Source organism: Vibrio splendidus 12E03 (assembly GCF_000272105.2).
GTDB classification, from domain to species: Bacteria; Pseudomonadota; Gammaproteobacteria; order Enterobacterales; family Vibrionaceae; genus Vibrio; species Vibrio splendidus_I.
The window spans coordinates 41,033-60,253 of record NZ_AJZD02000032.1 but is presented as its reverse complement, the minus strand read 5'-3'; the positions used below and the strand labels follow the sequence as shown (position 1 = coordinate 60,253).

The window sequence follows — 19,221 nt, the reverse complement described above, 5'->3', positions numbered from 1 at the left end:
GATACGGATGTACGGCTAATTAAGAATATTAGGGATAGCGAGTCTGAATGGGTCAACTTCGGTAATAAAATCAATTCCTTTATTATCGGTCATCACATAGTGACCTTGCATAACGCCAACAGGGGTTTCGATGACAGTACCGCTTGTGTAGGTGTATTCGTCGTTGGCTTCAATCACGGGTTGTTGCCCAACCACACCATCACCCTCAATGGTGAGTTGCTTGCCGTTAGAGTCGGTAATTAACCAGCGGCGAGACATAAGCTGCACCGTTGTTTTACTTAGGTTTTTTATGGTAATAATGTAGGCGAAGACATAACGATTCTTCGTTGGCTCAGATTGTTCTTCTATGTACTTAGAGTGAACTTGGCATTTGATACAAGGCGTAGATATATCCATATTCGCACCTTTTGTTGTTGATATACTTAATGTAATTAAAGTATTACATAAAAAAGGCTCCTAACCGAAGTGTAGGAGCCTTTTTTATTTATTTGTCAGCGTTGTGACTGTCGTACAACCAGTTTGCCATGTCGACAAACTGCTCGAGCGTTAAGTTCTCAGGACGCATGCTTGGGTTGATACCTAGCTCTTCAAGCACTTCCTTATCGATTAAGCTCTTGTAGCAGTTACGAACTGTTTTACGACGCTGGTTAAAGCCTTCACGACACACGCGATCTAGCCATTTCAGATCTTTTGCCGGGTAAGGCAGCACTTCGTATGGCTGTAGGCGAACGACTGCTGAGTCTACTTTCGGTGGCGGAACGAAGGCTGTTGGTGGCACTTCTAGCACTGGCGTCACTTTACAGTAGTATTGAGCCATTACAGTAAGGCGACCGTAAGCTTTGCTGCCAGGGCCAGCTGCTAGACGGTTAACCACTTCTTTTTGAAGCATAAAGTGCATGTCTTGCACGTCTTTATGGAATTCAAAAAGGTGGAACATCAATGGTGTAGAGATGTTGTATGGCAAGTTACCAAAGATACGTAGTTTATTGTTCGGCTTAACCAGTTCTTGGAAATCGAACTTCATCGCATCGCCTTCACGGATCGTTAGCTTGTCAGCAAGATCTGGATGGTTACGAAGACGTTCTGCAAGGTCTCTATCCAATTCGATAACGGTAAATTTATCGACAAGCTTACCCACAGGCTCAGTAATTGCGCCTAGACCAGGACCGATCTCTACCAAGTTTTGACCGGGTAGTGGGTTAATACTCGATACGATGCCATCAATAATGTATGGATCGTTAAGGAAGTTTTGACCAAAACGTTTACGCGCTTTGTGCCCTAAGTGGACATCATTTCTCATTGCTTTTTCTCTACTAATTCAATGGCGTGCGTGAGCGCTGTTCTAAAGCTCCCTGTATCGGCTTGGCCTTTCCCTGCCAAGTCTAAGGCGGTACCGTGGTCGACTGATGTACGAATAAACGGTAAGCCAAGCGTGATGTTCACTGAGCGACCAAACCCTTTGTATTTCAATACCGGGAGTACTTGGTCGTGATACATACCTAAAACAGCATCTGCATCTTGCAAATATTTTTCATTAAAGATGGTATCTGCTGGCAATGGGCCAACTAAATTGATGCCATCTTTTTGGCGAATTTTTTCTAGCGTCGGGGTGATGGTTTCAATCTCTTCACGCCCTAAACAACCATCTTCACCAGCATGTGGATTCAAGCCACATACGTAGATAGTTGGTTTCTCAATAGCAAATTTCTCAACCAAATCTTTATTCAGAATAGCAATAATTTGCTCTAATCTGTCTTCGGTCACAGCTTGAGATACATAAGCTAGTGGGATGTGCGTTGTTACTAGCGCAACACGCAGCCCTTCTGTTGCCAACATCATCACCACTAGTGGTGTATTGGACTTCTCTGCAAAGAACTCGGTATGGCCGCTAAAAGCAACGCCAGCTCGGTTAATTACACCCTTGTGAACAGGGCCGGTGACAATAGCATCAAATTCATCATTCATACAGCCAATTGCTGCGGTTTCTAAAGTATTTAATACGTAATGACCATTAGCCTCGTTGAGTTGACCTGCAACTGCCGTTTCAGCAAGTGGAACGTGTTTCACTACCAGTGTGCCAGCACGTTGCGGTTGCTTAGTTGCGTTTGCGTCATAATCTAGCAGATCGACTTCGATACCAAGTATTTTGGCTCGCTCGGCTAGCAGTGTTTTATCGGCACAAACCACGAGTTGATGAGGCCAGCTCTCTTGAGATAGAGCCAGAGTTAAGTCTGGTCCTATCCCAGCTGGCTCACCTGCGGTTATGACAATACGTTTAGTTGTTGTCATCTTGGTCGTCCTCAACCATTTCAACAAAGGCACTTGCTCTTACTTCTTGTAGCCAGGCGCCAGCTTCTTCGTTGAATTTACGGTTAAATAGAATTTGGTAAGCTTTATTTTTCAAAGCTGAATCGGTACGGTCTACTTCGCGACGGTCTAGTACTTCAACGATGTGCCAACCGTGTACGGTTTTGAATGGTGCACTGATTTTGCCTTCAGGTAGCGTTTCTACTTGGTGTTTGAACTCTGGTACATACAAATCTGGTGTTTGGTAGCCTAGTTCACCATCTTGTACTGCAGAACCTGGATCTTGGCTGTATTGCTGCGCAAGGTCACCAAAGCTCGCTTCACCTGCGTTTACGCGGCGCGTGATCTCTTCAAGTTGCTCCTTCGCGCCATCATCACTTAGGATCACTGTAGGCTTAATCAAAATATGACGTGCATTCACCTCAGTTACCGCAACAGTTTCTAGGCCTTTCACATCTTCAATTTTCAGGATGTGGAAACCTACACCGCTACGGAAAGGGCCAATGATACTGCCTTTATTTTGCATTTTGATCTGGTCAGCAAAAATGGTTGGCATCTCTTCTTTACGCATCCAGCCCCAATCGCCACCTTGCAGTGCTTTAGGACCCTTAGAGTAAGTATATGCCATGGTGCTGAAATCTTTGCCTGAGTTCAGTTCCTCGACTAGTTCAGTAGCTTGCGCTTCTAGCTCTTCTTTGGTTTGGTCATCATCAAAGCGCAGTTGAATGTGGCCAATTTTGTATTGAACGGTCGCATTAGTCTCTTGCGCTAAGATATCCGCTAAGTTATCGACTTCCGCAGGAAGAATGTTGATACGACGACGAACTAAGGCGTTACGAGCTTCACTTGCTGCAATCTCTTTTCTTACTTGCTCACGAAATGCATTGTAGCTAAGGCCTTCTTCAGCAACCGATGCGGTAAGTTGTTCAACTGTTTGATTGTTGTCTTTCGCGATGCCTTCGATTGCTTGATCAAGTCGAGCATCATCGATACGTACACCAATACGTTCCGCTTCTTGAGTTTGAATAGTATCGATGATCAGTTTTTCTAGTACTTGCTCATTGAGCACATCTTGCGATGGCAATGTTTGCCCGCTTTTCTTAGCGTTTGCACGCAGCGTCTTCATCGAAGCATCGATGTCGCTTTGTAAGATAACGCCTTCGTTAACGATAACTTTTACGCTGTCTAGCTCGACTGGCGCTGCAAAGCTTGTTGATAAAGTACAAGTCGCTGCGATAGCAATTAATGTGCGTTTCCACAATGTCATGTGTAATCCTTTAAATTTACTGATGTTTTATCAATAAAGAAAATTAGTTGTTTAAGAAGAATGGGCGACCATAGCTTAGAGAGTTGTCAGAGCTGCTATCCCCAACGGCTCCTGAGTCAGAACCGATATTGGTACCGAAGCCGACAATACCGAAATTCACACTGAAGTTATTTTCGTAAACTGGCGTCGCGTTTGATGTGTTGATGTAATCGCCTTCCCAACTACGAAGCTGGTTACTGTAAGTAAAGCCGATGTACCAGCAATCCGATTTATAATTGAGTCGAGCTAACCATTCGAGCTCTTCTTCTGTTGTTAGATCATAGAAGTATTGAGCGCTTGCATTCCACTTTGGCGAAATTTGGTAAGCGCCGAGTAAGCCTGCTTGAGATATACCTTCTTTCGTGATTGAGCCAACATTAAAATCGACGGTATCTTCAATATACTCTTTGGTAACGTAACGGTAGTTAGTTTGTACGTAACCGCCTGCAAAACGGTATTCAATCGTACTGTTTGCAAGCTGCATCGCTGATGTGTCGATATCGTACTGCACACCGCCGTGATAAAACAGATAATCGTCGTAGTTGAAGTCGACTTCTACTGCCCAAGATGAGTAGTTAGAGTTCTTATCTGCCTCATTGGTGTTTAAGTTTTGTTTGGTCTCTTTGTCGATATAAAAAATTTGGCCGAAAGATATGTTGAGACGTTCTTTGTATTCGTCATCAAAGAAGCGAGATGACGCACCGTAGCTGACTTGATTTGCAGCAGCTATGCGGTCTACACCACTGTATTTGCGACTTCTAAACAGACCATAGTAGTCTGTCTGCAGGAGCGTTGTATCGTAAAGGCCAATGTCGCTTTGATCTTCTTCTGGTACGTAAAGATACTGAACTTGAGGTTCTAGTGTTTGAGTGTAATTGCCCACAATAGTGGTATCTCGCTCCAGAACGATACCTGCGTGGCTTCTAAACTCTGGAACAATTCGGCTTACCGATTCTTCCAAGCCTTCATAATCAGAGCCTGCGCCGGTATCAACGCCATCAAGGTCTTGTTGATAGTAAGTACCAAGTAGTCGAGCTTCTGTTGTCCATGTGCCCCAGGTATTTCCTACAGGGATCGTGATCCCTGGCTCAACGTGAACACGAGTCGCAGAAGGTTTACCTGAAGCATCTGTATCAAACAGAGATACATGGCTGATCATGTCGAAGTCTAAGTACTCCATCACCTCAGGAGCATAGTAATTGTACTCTAACTGTGGCATCAGACGATAAGGTAGATTGTTGCTTGTAGTAAGAACTTGGAAATCTCGAACAAGCACAGAAGCATCCCAGTTTTGAGAACGGTAAGTTGCCTGGCCTTCCTGTAATAGTTGGCCGTCTTCACGGTTACCAATGCTGCTTCCGCTAACGTCAGTGAAGTAGTCGATATCACTGACTTTTGAGTAATCGATTTCAAATAACCACGATTGCTGGAATATCCCTGAGTGCTGGAGTTGAGCCCCCCAACGGTCGCCTTTTTCGGAATACTTTTTATCATCCGGTAAATATTCAGACTCGATACTACCTGAGCCAAAATCGCTTAAGTAACGGAATTTACTGTTAAGTTGTGTACCACGCTCCTGCATGTACTTAAAAGTGGTTTCCAAGTCGTAGTTTGGCGCTAAGTTCCAATAAACTGGGATTTCAGCTTCAAAACCATCGCTTGAACCATACGAAACTGTTGGATACAAGAAACCGGTTTTACGTGTATCACCCACCGGTACCGTTAAGTAAGGTAAGTAAAAGACGGGAACACTTTGGATTTCAAAACGTGGATTATAAAAGGTGGCTTGTTCTTCGTCTTGGTCGACACTGATACTTGATGCTCTTAGACGCCAAGCATTGTCGCCAATTGGGCAAGACGTAATCGAACCATCTTCAATCTCATAAACCGCTTTACCTGTTTTTGCGATATAAACAGCATCGCCTCGACCGGGCTCGCAAAGGAATTCATAATCGGTGTTCTCAAGCGTCATTTCATCTGTAGTCAGATTATTGGTCGCTCTGTCTGAGATAGATTTGATTTGACCGTCACTAAAGTTTACGTTGCCTTCAGCTACAACGATATTTTCTTGTTGGTGCAGGGTTACGTTATCGGCAAGGATGGTCTTGTTCCCTTGCGTAACGACTACGTCACCTGAATATATTGCCTTGTCACCATTGATAGCTTCTAAGCGATCTGACTCAACATGAGCGGGTAGCTGTGTCTCGTTTTCTGCAGCGGGCTCGATCAAGCATTGATCTATAGAGGGCATTTCCTGCACACTACTATCGGTGATTGTTTCAGCTTGAGTTGTCGACACGTATAACGCCGTACTTATAGACGCGGCTAACAAGGTGCGGGAAAAAGATTGCATGAAGTTGAACTATCCTGTGTCACTAGATGAAGGGTTGATCTAGTATCAATCCAATTAATAAAGCATTCTCCTTATGATAAAGGAAATAATAGCATTCAGCATCATCAGACAGCATTACTCAGATAAAATTCATAGATAGAGAACACATAATGCAAATATTTGGCAAAATTTTGGGCGCGTTTTTTGGCTTTTTATTTGGAGGGCCACTCGGTTTAGTTTTTGGTCTGTTTTTAGGACACCAATTCGATAAAGCTCGCCGATTGAACCAATCAGGCTTCAATAGCTCTGGTTTTGGTCGAGGTCCAAGCCAAGCAGAAAGACAGAACGAGTTTTTTAAATCCGCTTTTGCGGTTATGGGGCACGTTGCTAAAGCGAAAGGACAGGTAACGCCAGAAGAGATTCAACTCGCTTCCACCATGATGGAACGCATGAACCTGCATGGCGAACAACGCAAAGCGGCGCAAGATGCATTCCGTGACGGCAAAGAGAGCGACTTCCCTCTGAGCGAAGTACTTGAGCGAGTGAAAATCTCATCGGGTGGTCGTTTTGATCTTCTTCAGTTCTTCTTGGAGCTTCAAGTATCAGCTGCATTCGCTGATGGAAGCCTGCACCCGAGTGAGCGCCAAGTTCTGCATAAAATAGCGCAAGGCCTAGGGTTTTCGGCAGAGCAACTAGAGCGCCGCTTGCAGATGCAGGAAGCAGCGTTCCGTTTCCAACAGCAAGGTGGAAGCTTTGGTGGCCATCAAGGCCATGGGCAATCATCAGGTTGGCAACAGGCTTCACAACAGAACCAGCTAGGCGACGCATATAAGGTTCTTGGTGTGAGTGAAAGTGCTGACGGTAAAGAGGTGAAGAAAGCCTACCGCAAACTGATGAATGAGCACCACCCAGATAAACTGATGGCGAAAGGTTTACCGCCAGAGATGATGAATGTTGCGAAAGAGAAATCGCAAGAAATTCAAAATGCTTATGACTTGATAAAAAAAGTTAAAGGTTTTAAGTAACAGAACATAAGCCGAGCCATGACATTAAATGACTCGGTTTTTTATTAAAGGGAATTATATGACGGTAACGTATCAGGATGTTCTAGAGTTTTGGTTCGATGAATTGACGCCAAAAGACTGGTTTACTGGCGGCGAAGAAATTGATGCTTTGATTGAGGCTCGCTTTTCTGACTTACACCGATCAGCAGCTCAAGGTGAGCTATTTGAATGGCGACAAAACGCACAAGGACGATTGGCAGAGATTATCGTGCTTGATCAGTTTTCTCGCAATATTGGTAGAAACAGTCCGGCAGCTTTTTCGGTTGATCCGATGGCGTTGGCTCTAGCCCAAGAGGCGGTAGCGGGTGGTTTTGATCACCAACTTAACGAGCAACAAAAAAGCTTCCTGTATATGCCTTATATGCATAGTGAGTCTTTGTTAGTCCATGAACAAGCCGTGGAGCTCTTTTCTCAAACGGGATTAGAACATAATTTGGATTTTGAGTTTAAGCACAAGGTTATCATTGAGCGTTTTGGTCGTTACCCTCATCGTAATGAAGTGCTAGGGCGAACTTCAACGTCTGAAGAAGTGGAATTCTTGCAGCAACCGGGCTCAAGCTTTTAATCGTAGAAATACGGTCAAAGAATTGAGAAGAGGTTAGAGGTAAATAAAAACCTCTCGCCTCTTTTTTTTACTTTAGTAATGAATTTTAGCCTTAGAGCTAGTTTGCTTGGTTGAGCGACCAATCGTATTCATAACTGATGTTTTGAGTATCGGTTACTGCTTCAATTCGATATTGTTCTAAGTGCTGAATAAGTTGTTTCTTCGTACCAAAATCCACAGCAAACCACTCGTAAATCGATGATAGTTGAAGCTTATTGTTTGTAACCATCACGCCTTTGTCACTGCTTACAAACTCAGTTGCAGCTTGCTCTAGCAAGGCTTCAGTATTGTCAGAGGTAAAAGCGTCAGGTTGTAAGTTAGGGCAACCTAGGCTGGCACAGTTCACTGCATAATGCGTACGAGGGTCTTGCCAAATCGGTCTGAGGATTCGATGTTCAATGTCATTGAGTGTCAGTGATTTCCCGTTAACGACTACTACATCATCTCCCCACGGCCCGAAACTAAATAGTCCGCCAAGTTTAGTGATGGATTTGATCGGGTAGGCATCAAGAATCAAATCGACAGTCACGGCGTTATATAGATTAACCCAGTAGGCATACTGCTCCGCTTTTGAATAGTTGAGCGGATTCACCTGTTCGAGTTGCTTGATGTATTGCTTAAGTTTTGTCTTATCGGCAGTGTTCACCGCTTTATAGCGAATTAACGTATTTTGCCCCTGTTTAACCAAGTAGCTATCGAGGAGTTGCTGCCAATCTTGATGAGATACCTGTTCTAGGTTGGTTTCGTCGCTTTGGTTCCAGTATGGCCAAAGATCGGATTTAGGCGCAGACCAAGCTAAGGTTGAGAAAAGTAGGCTGACAATAAAAAGTAGTTGTTTCATGGCATTCTCCTGATGACTGACTACTAAGACCTTATGGCTTACCATTTTCTTTCATTGCTCTTCATTTAAATAAACATATGAAGTTAAGTTAAAAGCTTAGACAAATAAAAAAGGTTGGCACTTGGCCAACCTTTAGATTTATTCAGAAACGTCTCATTATTTTAGGAAGCTAGGAATCTTAGCTTCAAACTCTGAAATCTTATCGGCGTGTTGAAGTGTAAGGCCGATATTATCTAAACCATTCAGTAAGCAGTGACGACGGAACTCATCAATTTCAAACGAGTACTCTTTGCCGTTCGCGCTGACTTTCATTGCTTCTAGATCAACCGTAATTTCTGCACCTTCATTCGCTTCAACGAATTGGAATAGCTCATCCACTTCTTGCTCAGTCAATCGAACTGGCACCATTTGGTTGTTGATCGAGTTACCGTAGAAAATGTCGGCAAAGCTTGGTGCGATCATTACTTGGATACCATAATCGGCAAGCGCCCAAGGTGCGTGTTCACGAGATGAGCCACAACCGAAGTTTTCACGAGCTAGAAGAATTGAAGCGCCTTGGTAGCGAGCTTCGTTCATTACAAACTCAGGGTTTGGTTGTTGGCCTGCGTCATCTAGGAAGCGCCAATCGTGGAACAAGTGTTTACCAAAACCGATGCGGTTTACTTTCTGTAGAAACTGCTTTGGAATGATCGCATCAGTATCGATGTTGGCCGTATCTAGAGGAACGACTAATCCGGTGTGTTGTTGAAAACCTGACATGTTAAATCCTCTAATTAAAGTTCACGAATATCGACAAAGTGACCAGCGATTGCCGCTGCGGCTGCCATTGCTGGGCTAACTAGGTGCGTACGACCATCACGGCCTTGGCGACCTTCAAAGTTACGGTTTGATGTAGAAGCACAGCGCTCTTGTGGACCTAGACGGTCGTTGTTCATAGCAAGACACATAGAACAGCCTGGTAAACGCCATTCAAAGCCTGCTTCGATGAAGATCTTATCTAGGCCTTCAGCTTCAGCTTGTGCTTTAACTTGCTCTGAACCCGGAACGATAAGCGCTTGAACATGTTTCGCTACTTGACGGCCTTTCGCTACCGCTGCTGCTGCACGCATGTCTTCGATACGCGAGTTAGTACAAGAACCCACGAACACTTTATCTACGTTGTAATCAGATAGAGATTTACCGGCTTCAAGGCCCATGTAAGCCAGAGCTTTTTCTGCAGATGCTTTTTCAACAGGGTCAGCGAAGCTTTCTGGTGCAGGGATTGGTGTGTCTACCGAGATAACCTGACCTGGGTTAGTACCCCAAGTAACTTGTGGTTTAATGTCTGCGGCTTCTAATGTAACAACTGCATCGAATTCAGCGTCAGCATCGGTTTTCAATGTGTCCCAGTATTCGATTGCCGCTTCTAAGTCTTGGCCTTGTGGAGAGAACTTACGACCTTTGATGTACTCGTATGTCGTTGCATCAGGGGCAATTAGACCTGCTTTAGCGCCAAGCTCGATAGCCATGTTACATACCGTCATACGACCTTCCATCGTAAGGTCTGTAATTGCCTCACCACAGAATTCCACAACGTAGCCAGTACCGCCTGCAGCTGTAGTTTTACCGATGATCGCTAACACGATATCTTTTGCAGTGATGCCTGGAGCAACCTTGCCTTTTACTTCGATCTTCATCGTTTTAGCACGAGCTTGTTTTAGTGTTTGCGTAGCTAGAACGTGCTCAACTTCTGAAGTACCGATACCGAATGCTAGTGAGCCAAATGCACCGTGTGTAGCCGTGTGTGAGTCACCACATACGATGGTCATTCCCGGTAGCGTAATACCTAGCTCAGGGCCCATTACGTGCACAATACCTTGGTATTTGTGGTTTAGGTCGTAAAGCGTGACACCAAACTCTTCACAGTTTTTCGATAGCGTTTCCATTTGGATACGAGCCATCTCGCCAGAAGCGTTGATGTCTTTAGTTTGTGTCGATACGTTATGGTCCATAGTCGCAAAAGTTTTGCCTACTTGGCGAACGTTACGGCCTTTTTCACGCAGACCGTCAAAGGCTTGTGGCGACGTTACTTCGTGGACTAAGTGACGATCGATATAAAGAATTGGCGTTTCGCCCTTCGCTGCAACCGCAACGTGAGCGTCATAAACTTTTTCGTATAAGGTTTTTGCTTGCTGGTTTGTCGACATAGCTTTTCTTCCTTGGGAGCATCAGTCCCAGTGTTTGTTTCGAGCCAAGTCATGCGGTTTACGCTGACTTGGCTTGATATTATTCTTATGTACTTGCTTCTAATCGGAGCATTTAGCTTATGAAGCTAAGATGTACTCAGCGATCTTGTCACCCATTTCAGAGGTAGTTAGTGCTTGGTTCTTACCTGCAAGGTCTGCCGTTAGCTCGCCTGCAGAAAGTGCTTTAGATACCGCTGATTCGATGTCTTGTGCTGCCGCTTCTTCGCCTAGGCTGTAACGAAGCATTAGCGCTGCAGAAAGAATTTGCGCGACTGGGTTCGCAATGTTCTTACCTGCGATATCTGGTGCGCTGCCACCTGCTGGTTCGTATAGGCCGAAGTTGCTTTCATTTAAGCTTGCAGAAGGAAGCATACCCATAGAGCCTGTGATCATTGCACACTCATCAGAGATGATGTCACCAAAGATGTTTGAACATAGCATTACGTCAAACTGAGATGGGTCTTTGATTAGCTGCATGGTCGCGTTGTCGATGTACATGTGGTTTAGCGTGACATCTGGGTAATCTTTTGCGATTTCTTCAACCACTTCACGCCATAAGATAGAGCTCTGCAGAACGTTCGCTTTGTCGATTGAGTAAACGTTTTTGTTACGTAAACGTGCCGATTCAAACGCAATCTTTGCAATACGTTCGATTTCGTAGCGGTGGTAAACCTCAGTATCAAAGGCTTTCTCTGTTGTGCCTTCGCCTTCACGACCTTTAGGTTGGCCGAAGTAGATGCCGCCTGTTAGTTCACGAACGACAACGATATCGAAGCCGTTACCTGAGATGTCAGCACGCAAAGGAGAGAAAGACTCTAGACCTTTGTGGATTTGTGCAGGACGTAGGTTACAGAACAATTGGAAGTGTTTACGTAGAGGAAGTAGGGCACCACGCTCTGGTTGATCGTTTGGTGGAAGGTGTTCCCACTTAGGGCCGCCAACCGAGCCAAATAGTACTGCGTCAGATTCTTCACAGCCTGTTACTGTCGCTTCTGGAAGTGGACAGCCGTGGTTATCAATTGCGATACCACCAACATCATACTCTTCACGAGAGAAGCTAATCGCGTGCTTCTTTTCAATCGCGTCTAGCACTTTGTGTGCTTGCTGCATTACTTCTGGGCCAATGCCATCACCAGGTAGTACGGCAATCTTGTATGATTTATCAGTCATGTTAATCCTTTAATTTTTGTTACTGAGCTCTTTCGCTCGTTTTAAATTTTGTCCCTAAAGCCAACAACATCGGCTCTAGGGCTCTGTTATTGGGTGTTTAAACTGTTGCGATTCTTTGCTGTTTCATTTCAGCAATGGTGTCTGCGCGTTGAATGCTATTAATAACGTGCAGTAGCGCCTGACCAGAGGCCTCAACGATATCGGTTGAAACGCCCGTACCGTGGTACTTACGGCCTTTATAGTTCGCAATAATATCAGCTTGGCCTAGGCCATCTTCGCCTTCACCTTTCGCGGTAAGGTCGAATTTATCCAATGCAATTTCGTAACCCGTTAAGCGGTAGATACACTGGTATAAAGCATCAACCGGGCCGTTACCGACAGCCGCTTCGCATTTCTCTTCATCACCACATTGCAGCTTGATGCTGGTGGTAGACATAACACTACCAGATTGTACGCTTAGGTAGTTAAGTTTATAGAAGTCATCTTCGTCACGTAGATTTGCGAAGTGCATTAGTGCTTCTAGGTCGTAATCGAATACTTGGCCTTTACGGTCAGCCAGTTTCAAAAAGTCTTCGTACAATGAATCTAGGTTGTACTCATTGTCTTTGTAGCCCATTGCGTCCATGTGGCTCTTAACGGCTGCACGACCACTGCGGCTGGTTAGGTTCAATGCTTTGTTTTTCAAGCCAATAGACTCAGGCGTCATGATCTCGTAAGTGTTCTTGTTCTTAAGCATGCCGTCTTGGTGGATACCTGAAGAGTGGCTGAATGCGTTAGCACCAACGATTGCTTTGTTGTCTTGAATTGGCATGTGGCAAAGCTGGCTAACCAACTTACTGGTACGGTGAATCTCTTTGTGGTCCAAGCCAGTATGAACACCTAATAGCTCCTGACGAGTTTTGATGATCATTGCGATTTCTTCTAAAGAACAGTTACCCGCACGCTCACCAATACCATTGATTGTGCCTTCAATTTGTCGAGCACCTGCTTGGACGGCAGCAATTGAGTTAGCAACCGACATGCCTAAGTCATCGTGACAGTGAACAGAGATGATCGCTTGATCGATGTTTGGTACGCGATCAAATAGCGTTTGGATAATGCCACCAAACTCATTTGGTACTGTGTAGCCTACGGTGTCTGGAATGTTGATGGTTTTTGCGCCAGCGTTGATAGCGGCTTCAACCATACGACATAGGTTGTCGATAGGGGTACGACCGGCATCTTCACAAGAGAACTCTACATCATCGGTATAGTTACGCGCATGCTTGACCGCTTTCACTGCCATCTCGACAACATCGTCGTAGCTGCGTCGTAATTTGTCTTGTACGTGAACCGTCGATGTAGAAATAAAGGTATGAATACGGAACTGGTCAGCTACTTTTAGTGCTTCGGCAGCGGCATCGATATCTTTTGCAACTGCACGAGAAAGCGCACAGATGCGGCTATCTTTAATATTCTTTGCGATGGTTTGTACTGATTCGAAATCGCCTGGCGATGACACAGGGAAACCCGCTTCAATAACATCTACACCCAGTCGTTCAAGTGCATAAGCGATCTGTAATTTCTCTTTTACCGTAAGGCTTGCTGCCAACGCTTGCTCGCCATCACGTAAGGTCGTGTCAAAAATTATCACTTGATCGTTCATGGGTGCTTCCTTATATCGATAATGAATCGATTGCTATCCAAATTATTATTAAGAATGATGTTCTTTTAAAAGTGCCAGTTACAAAAAAACCCGCTCAGCGCGGGTTTTAATATTTGTGTAGTTCTTGACCCACAACTTACCCGCGCGATTGGTTCACGATAAGGAGAAGTTTCAGCAGTCGAGAAGAAGAAAAAATCATTACACAAATATCCGTAAATAAACTGTTAACACCATATTTACCGCAATTTATTCTGAGCGTCAAACAAGAAAATCCAATATCAGCGTGCATTGTCGACGTTTTTGTTTGGTTTGTGCTGTTTTGTGTTGTGTTATTGGCTAAATCATCTGATTGGTGGTTTTGTATTGGGGGGTTAGTTTATCGTTTGGCTTATGTGTAGGTTAAAACTTTGTAGTAAATCTTTTTGATGGAACGATTCACCAAAAAAATCACAAGCGTGACCAAATTAATTAATCACTTGATTAAATAGTGAGTAATTAATCTTCTACTGTTACACCTGTTTATCTCTATAATTAATCAGATGATTAATTATAGAGATGGATTTTTGCCATGACGGCACGAAAAGCGGGGCGACCTCAAAAAAACTTAGATGTTCGACAGTTATTGATTGAGCATGCTCGTGATCTGTTTGTCGTTCAACCATACGACAAGGTATCGACGCGCCTGATTGCTGAGCGCGCGGGTGTGAACATTGCGATGATCCGTTATTACTTTGGCAGTAAGGCCGGGCTGTTTGAAGCAATGCTGCGTGAAACGTTACGACCGATGCAATTGCAAATACAAAGGTTGGTTGAAGAAAGCAGTCATGAGAACTTTCTTGATTTAATGCGGACTTACTACAAAGAGATGGTCAAGGTGCCGAAGTTTCCTCGCTTGATAGCCCAAGTGATGAATATGCCTCCCTCTGAAGTGCAAAGAGAGTTGCTCGAAAAGGTTTTCCTCGATGTTGCAAAGCCAGCCCAAGATGTCATTTTTGAAAAGTTGGTTGAACAAGGCATCTTAAAACAGAACATGGATCCAAAATTGTGCCGTGTTTCGTATGTAAGCTTGATGGTGTTTCCTTTCATCGCTCCGCCGCCTTTATTAGCAATCCATGGGATTGAGATGAATGAAGAATTTCTTAATCGTTTAATCGAACACAACATTCAACTGATGACTGAAGGCTTTATCAACGCACCGAGCCCTTCTTCCGTGCAGGACCAAAGATAATGAAAATAAATAAAAAACTACTCTTCTTTCCAGCACTTGCGGTTGGTGTGATTGGCCTTGTCGCTGCGATTAACTTGAAGCCGGATCTTCCAACCAAACCTGCGGGGAATAGAGCTCGCTTAGTTGATACAGTGAGCCTAGAACAACAACTGATAGCACCGTTAGCGGTCGGCTTTGGCAAAGTGGTGCCGAAAGTTGAATGGAAAGCGATTGCAGAGGTGACAGGCCAAATAGTGTATCGACATCCAGATCTTGAAAAAGGCCAGGTGATCCCCGCGGGAACGGTCGTGCTCAAGGTTGATCCATTGGATTATGAATTAAAACTGATACAAGCAGAGGCGGATCTAAAATCAAGCCAAACCTCATTAGCGAAATTGAATCAAGAAGAAGATAACCTCAATCAGACTCTTAAGATCGAAAAGAATCGTTTGGTGATCAGCAATAAAGAGCTACAGCGTAAACAAGATCTGCGTAAGAAAGGTCTCACTTCTCAGTCTGATGTCGACCTGCAACAACAAAGTGCATTGTCTCAGCAGAAATTGGTATTAGATATTGCGAACCAAATTGCGTTAATGCCAGATGAAAAGCGTGTCGCGGAGGCGGTGATTAAGGTCAACGTGTCTAAGGTAAAAGAGGCGCAGCGCTCTCTCGATAAGACCACTATCACTTTGCCAAGGGCAATGCGAATTGCTCAGGTTGATATCGAACAAAATCAAGTGGTTAATCTTCAACAAGAGATGTTTATTGCTCACGGAATTAATGTCATGGAAGTGGAGGCGCAACTTTCTATTCACGATATGCAAACTTTAGCCTCCAGTTTCAACCAGTTCCCTCGCGATGCTGCAGGGATCCCTAATCCTTATGAAGCGCCAATCAAAGCGACGATTCAACTTAACAGCGGCAACCTGAAGCTGAGTTGGCCTGCGAAGGTGGCAAGAATCAGTGAGACGGTTGATGAAAACCAAGCGACAGCCGGAATTATTCTTGAGATCGCTCAAGACTATTCACAACTGCAGCCAAGCAATGCGACCCCTTTGGTCAACGGTATGTTTGTAAAAGCTGAGATTGAAGGTGTCGCGAATCTAAGTTGGGTGGTTCCAGAGCGAGCACTGCACGGTGATAAGGTTTACCTGATGGATGACAATCAGCGCTTGCAAGTGGTGAGTGTTGAAGTGCTTTATCGCAGAGATAACCAAGTGGTTGTGAGTGGCGAGCTACAAACGGGAGATAAATTGGTTCTTAATGACGTCCTGCCAGCTATCGAAGGCATGTTACTGAAAGAGTCGAACTCTACAGAGGTTAAGCTTGAATCTGATACTCAGGAGAGTGCGTCATGATCAAGTTCTTTTCTAGGCACCCAACAGCTGCAAACTTGTTGATGCTTGGGTTATTGATCATGGGTATCAGCTCATTATCAACCATCAAGCGTGAAACCTTCCCCGCTTATGATCCGCCTTACATTATGGCTGCCATCGTGTATCCCGGAGCATCACCACAAGAAGTGGAAGAAAGCTTGTGTGTACGAATGGAAGATGCAGTAGACGGCTTAGCTAACATTGAAGAGACTCAGTGTGAAGCGATCGAAGGTAGCGCACGTCTAATCCTGAAGTTGAATGAGAAAGCGGATATCGGCCGAATGCTGGTGGATGTACAAACTCAAATCAACTCGATCAATGATTTCCCGACTGAGATTGAATCGCCTGTTGTTCAAGAATTGGATTGGAATGAACCGGTTGTTGATATCGCCATCACAGCAGAAACGTCGTGGCCAGAGCTTAAGGCCTACGCTGAAGACCTCAAACGTATCATGAAGCTTGATTATGATGTTTCACTGGTCGATGTTAGCGGTTTCTCTGATCATCAATACCGTGTTGAACTGGATACCCAAGCCATTCGTCAGCTGGGTTTGAGCGTCGGTGATATTGCGGATCAGATTGGCCGTCAAAATGTAAAACTGCCGAGCGGTAACGTTGAAACACCAGACAAGAACTTTCTGATTCGTTTCGACGAGAGACGTATTACACCGGTTGAACTGGAAAGTATCGTGGTTGGTTCTGCGCCTAATGGATCAGTGATCCGTCTGAGGGACATTGCAAAAATAACCGACCGCTTTGAGCTTGATGAACAGAAGGTGTTGTTTGATGGCAAGCCATCGGCTCTGTTGAAAATCAGTAAAAACAAAGAAGATGATGCGCTACGAATCAAAGAGAACGTGACGCGTTTCGTTGAAGATCAGAGCGCGATTGCCCCTGATGGCGTGACGCTACAAATGACCAACGATCTCTCCTCTGTGCTGTGGGATCGCCTTACCATGATGGTTCGCAATGGCTGGCAAGGTATTGTGTTGGTATTTGCCACCATGTGGCTGTTCTTCAGCTTACGCTATTCATTCTGGGTTGCAGCTGGCTTACCTGTTGCCTTCCTTGGTGGCTTGTTCTTAATGGCCAACCTGGGTTTGTCGATCAACATTATGTCGTTGGTCGGACTATTGATGGCAATCGGTATTATGATGGATGACGCCATTGTGATCGCCGAATCGATAGCGTCCCATTTAGATAGGGGACAAAACGTTGATGATGCGGTGTACAACGGCGTTAAGAAAGTGCTGCCCGGAGTCTTATCTTCTTTTTTAACTACGGTGTGTATTTTCGGTAGCTTGCTGTTTCTTGATGGTGAGATGGGCGCGGTGCTTAAGGCTGTTCCTCAAGTCTTGATTTTGGTGCTGTCGTTGAGCTTGATTGAAGCCTTCTTGATCCTACCTAATCACCTATCTCATTCATTACACAAAGAAAAGAATGACAAGCCAGCGCTGCGTTTTAAAGTTGTGTTACTTGAGAAGTTCGAGAGCTTTCGTAATACCACTTTGATGAACATGGTTGAGAAAGTCGTGACGTTCCGTTATGCCTTTATGGGCGGAGTGATTACGTTGTTGTTGCTTTCGGTCGCCTTGATTGCTGGTGGCGTTGTTAAGTTTCAACCTTTCCCTGAGCTGGATGGTGATATTGCCGAAGCGCGTATTATTCTTCCGCCGGGCGCATCACTGTCTCAAACCGAGAAAGTGGTCGACAAAATTGTCGCGTCTGCTGAGCGCTTGAACAAGCAATGGAGCGAAGAGGTTGAAGAAGGCAATACACTGGTCGAACACATAACTAGCCAATTCAATGCCAACGCCGATGCCAATGAATCTGGCCCGCACTTAGCCACAGTGCGCTTAGATTTACGCGGAGCAGAGAGCCGTAACACAGTTATCGATGACTTCATTGATGCGTGGCGTGAAGATATTGGCGACTTAGCGGATCCTATTTCATTAGTGTTCAAGCAACCTACCATGGGGCCAGGCGGTCGTGCTATTGAAATCCGTGCTAAACATGATGACCTGAGCGCGTTGAAATCTGCTTCTTTGGATATTCAGGAGTACCTTAATCAATTTGATGGCGTGCATGGTGTGCTTGATGACATGCGCATGGGTAAAGAAGAGATTTTAGTCAAGCTGCGCCCTGGAGCCGAAACCTACAATGTGAATGGGCAGATGATTGCATCTCAGTTACGAGCGGCTTTCTTTGGGCAAACGGCGGATGAGATTCAAATCGGCGTTGAAAATATCTCGATTGAAGTGCGTCTTGATAAGGAGCAAGCGGGCGACATACAGCAGCTGGCTAACTTCCCAATCATTACCGCAGATGGCAGTCAGATCCCGCTAGCAACGTTGGCGACATTAGATTTCCAGCGTAACTACGTGCGAATTCAGCGTATTGATGGGCTGAGAACCATCAGTATCTTTGGTGATATTGATAATAAGAAAGCGAGTTCATCCGCGATTTTGGCTCAGTTCCAAAAAGATGAAGCCGCCAAACTTATTCAGAAGTACCCGGGTTTACGCTTTGATTTCGAAGGGGAGGCCAAGGATGCAGCCAAGACGGGCGCTTCGATGGGCAAAGGGTTCTTGCTCGGCTTATTCGGCGTGTTTGCGATTCTTAGCTATCAGTTCAGAAGCTACTTAGAACCTGTGGTCGTGATGTTAGCGATTCCACTCGCCTTTATTGGAGTGGTAGTTGGTCACTGGATACTTGGCCATTCTTTGAGTATGCCAAGTATGATGGGCTTTGTGTCGCTTGCCGGTATTGTGGTTAATGATTCCATCTTGTTGGTGCAGTACATTCGTCACCATGTCGATGAGGGAGATAGTGTGCATGACTCGGTGGTGAAAGCCAGTCGTGAGCGTTTCCGAGCGGTATTCTTGACCTCAATGACGACAGCGGCAGGTTTGCTACCGCTGTTGACGGAAATCAGCTTACAGGCTCAGGTTATCCAGCCATTGGTTATTTCGATCGTGTTTGGCATATTTGCCTCGACCTTACTGGTGCTGTTTATGATCCCAGCGGCCTACGCGATATTGGCGGATTTCGGTTTGGTGAAAAAGCATGAGCCATTAGCGCTATAGCCTTTAACACTTAATTATTTGCTAGCTCTATTATCATTAGCGAACGCTATAACCATTA

At 44.9% G+C, this 19,221-nt stretch carries 15 protein-coding genes; 5 read left to right on the top strand and 10 right to left on the bottom strand.

The features are described 5' to 3' along the window. Positions 1-15 precede the first annotated feature (15 nt). From apaG to lptD, 5 genes are all read right to left on the bottom strand, one after another. A complete protein-coding gene (gene apaG / locus A142_RS03610) occupies positions 16-396 on the bottom strand; it encodes a Co2+/Mg2+ efflux protein ApaG (protein ID WP_004735899.1) in 381 nt (126 codons plus the stop codon). An 88-nt stretch (positions 397-484) separates the two neighbouring features. Beyond that, a complete protein-coding gene (gene rsmA, locus A142_RS03605) occupies positions 485-1,300 on the bottom strand; it encodes a 16S rRNA (adenine(1518)-N(6)/adenine(1519)-N(6))-dimethyltransferase RsmA (protein ID WP_017062942.1) in 816 nt (271 codons plus the stop codon). Further along, on the bottom strand, positions 1,297-2,289 hold the full coding sequence (gene pdxA, locus A142_RS03600) for a 4-hydroxythreonine-4-phosphate dehydrogenase PdxA (RefSeq protein ID WP_029405752.1): 993 nt from the start codon (positions 2,287-2,289) through the stop codon (positions 1,297-1,299). Before pdxA ends, rsmA begins: the two co-directional genes overlap by 4 nt. Further along, a complete protein-coding gene (surA, locus tag A142_RS03595) occupies positions 2,276-3,574 on the bottom strand; it encodes a peptidylprolyl isomerase SurA (protein WP_019826916.1) in 1,299 nt (432 codons plus the stop codon). The genes pdxA and surA overlap by 14 nt, the downstream gene beginning before the upstream one ends. Before the next feature lie 43 nt (positions 3,575-3,617). Then, positions 3,618-5,966 (bottom strand): LPS assembly protein LptD, encoded by a 2,349-nt coding sequence (gene lptD, locus A142_RS03590; protein WP_019826914.1) that lies wholly within the window; start codon positions 5,964-5,966, stop codon positions 3,618-3,620. A gap of 149 nt (positions 5,967-6,115) precedes the next feature. Here lptD and djlA point away from each other — a divergent pair, with 149 nt between their 5' ends. After that, positions 6,116-6,970 (top strand): co-chaperone DjlA, encoded by an 855-nt coding sequence (djlA, locus tag A142_RS03585; RefSeq protein WP_019826912.1) that lies wholly within the window; start codon positions 6,116-6,118, stop codon positions 6,968-6,970. A 58-nt stretch (positions 6,971-7,028) separates the two neighbouring features. Then, positions 7,029-7,574: a DUF924 family protein gene (locus tag A142_RS03580; RefSeq protein WP_019826910.1), complete on the top strand. Its 546-nt coding sequence runs from the start codon at positions 7,029-7,031 to the stop codon at positions 7,572-7,574. 97 nt (positions 7,575-7,671) lie between these two features. Here the strand turns inward: A142_RS03580 and A142_RS03575 are convergent, their stop codons facing one another. From A142_RS03575 to leuA, 5 genes are all read right to left on the bottom strand, one after another. Further along, the gene (locus A142_RS03575) at positions 7,672-8,454 is read right to left on the bottom strand and encodes a DUF547 domain-containing protein (protein ID WP_029405750.1); all 783 of its coding nucleotides are present in this window, start codon (positions 8,452-8,454) and stop codon (positions 7,672-7,674) included. 156 nt (positions 8,455-8,610) lie between these two features. Continuing rightward, positions 8,611-9,213: a 3-isopropylmalate dehydratase small subunit gene (leuD, locus tag A142_RS03570; RefSeq protein WP_017061388.1), complete on the bottom strand. Its 603-nt coding sequence runs from the start codon at positions 9,211-9,213 to the stop codon at positions 8,611-8,613. Positions 9,214-9,227: 14 nt separating this feature from the next. Continuing rightward, complete coding sequence (gene leuC, locus A142_RS03565; protein ID WP_019826905.1) at positions 9,228-10,640, bottom strand: 3-isopropylmalate dehydratase large subunit; 1,413 nt, start codon at positions 10,638-10,640, stop codon at positions 9,228-9,230. Between the two features lie 117 nt (positions 10,641-10,757). After that, the gene (gene leuB, locus A142_RS03560; protein ID WP_019826903.1) at positions 10,758-11,849 is read right to left on the bottom strand and encodes a 3-isopropylmalate dehydrogenase; all 1,092 of its coding nucleotides are present in this window, start codon (positions 11,847-11,849) and stop codon (positions 10,758-10,760) included. Positions 11,850-11,946: 97 nt separating this feature from the next. Continuing rightward, complete coding sequence (gene leuA, locus A142_RS03555) at positions 11,947-13,494, bottom strand: 2-isopropylmalate synthase (protein ID WP_019826902.1); 1,548 nt, start codon at positions 13,492-13,494, stop codon at positions 11,947-11,949. Positions 13,495-14,062: 568 nt separating this feature from the next. Between leuA and A142_RS03550 the strand changes: the two genes are divergently transcribed. From A142_RS03550 to A142_RS03540, 3 genes are read left to right on the top strand one after another with little or no spacing between them, the layout of a single operon-like run. Further along, positions 14,063-14,722 (top strand): TetR/AcrR family transcriptional regulator, encoded by a 660-nt coding sequence (locus A142_RS03550; protein WP_019826900.1) that lies wholly within the window; start codon positions 14,063-14,065, stop codon positions 14,720-14,722. Then, positions 14,722-16,059, top strand: coding sequence for an efflux RND transporter periplasmic adaptor subunit (locus tag A142_RS03545; RefSeq protein ID WP_019826898.1), 1,338 nt, complete (start codon positions 14,722-14,724; stop codon positions 16,057-16,059). Before A142_RS03550 ends, A142_RS03545 begins: the two co-directional genes overlap by 1 nt. After that, on the top strand, positions 16,056-19,163 hold the full coding sequence (locus tag A142_RS03540) for an efflux RND transporter permease subunit (RefSeq protein WP_019826896.1): 3,108 nt from the start codon (positions 16,056-16,058) through the stop codon (positions 19,161-19,163). Before A142_RS03545 ends, A142_RS03540 begins: the two co-directional genes overlap by 4 nt. The last annotated feature ends 58 nt before the right edge of the window (positions 19,164-19,221 follow it).

Coding starts and splice junctions, on each gene's coding strand:
- djlA (WP_019826912.1), top strand. CDS start 6,116: ATGCAAATATTTGGCAAAATTTTGGGCGCGTTTTTTGGCTTTTTATTT.
- lptD (WP_019826914.1), bottom strand. CDS start 5,966: ATGCAATCTTTTTCCCGCACCTTGTTAGCCGCGTCTATAAGTACGGCG.
- A142_RS03580 (WP_019826910.1), top strand. CDS start 7,029: ATGACGGTAACGTATCAGGATGTTCTAGAGTTTTGGTTCGATGAATTG.
- leuC (WP_019826905.1), bottom strand. CDS start 10,640: ATGTCGACAAACCAGCAAGCAAAAACCTTATACGAAAAAGTTTATGAC.
- A142_RS03545 (WP_019826898.1), top strand. CDS start 14,722: ATGAAAATAAATAAAAAACTACTCTTCTTTCCAGCACTTGCGGTTGGT.
- leuD (WP_017061388.1), bottom strand. CDS start 9,213: ATGTCAGGTTTTCAACAACACACCGGATTAGTCGTTCCTCTAGATACG.
- surA (WP_019826916.1), bottom strand. CDS start 3,574: ATGACATTGTGGAAACGCACATTAATTGCTATCGCAGCGACTTGTACT.
- pdxA (WP_029405752.1), bottom strand. CDS start 2,289: ATGACAACAACTAAACGTATTGTCATAACCGCAGGTGAGCCAGCTGGG.
- apaG (WP_004735899.1), bottom strand. CDS start 396: ATGGATATATCTACGCCTTGTATCAAATGCCAAGTTCACTCTAAGTAC.
- A142_RS03550 (WP_019826900.1), top strand. CDS start 14,063: ATGACGGCACGAAAAGCGGGGCGACCTCAAAAAAACTTAGATGTTCGA.
- leuA (WP_019826902.1), bottom strand. CDS start 13,494: ATGAACGATCAAGTGATAATTTTTGACACGACCTTACGTGATGGCGAG.
- A142_RS03575 (WP_029405750.1), bottom strand. CDS start 8,454: ATGAAACAACTACTTTTTATTGTCAGCCTACTTTTCTCAACCTTAGCT.
- A142_RS03540 (WP_019826896.1), top strand. CDS start 16,056: ATGATCAAGTTCTTTTCTAGGCACCCAACAGCTGCAAACTTGTTGATG.
- rsmA (WP_017062942.1), bottom strand. CDS start 1,300: ATGAGAAATGATGTCCACTTAGGGCACAAAGCGCGTAAACGTTTTGGT.
- leuB (WP_019826903.1), bottom strand. CDS start 11,849: ATGACTGATAAATCATACAAGATTGCCGTACTACCTGGTGATGGCATT.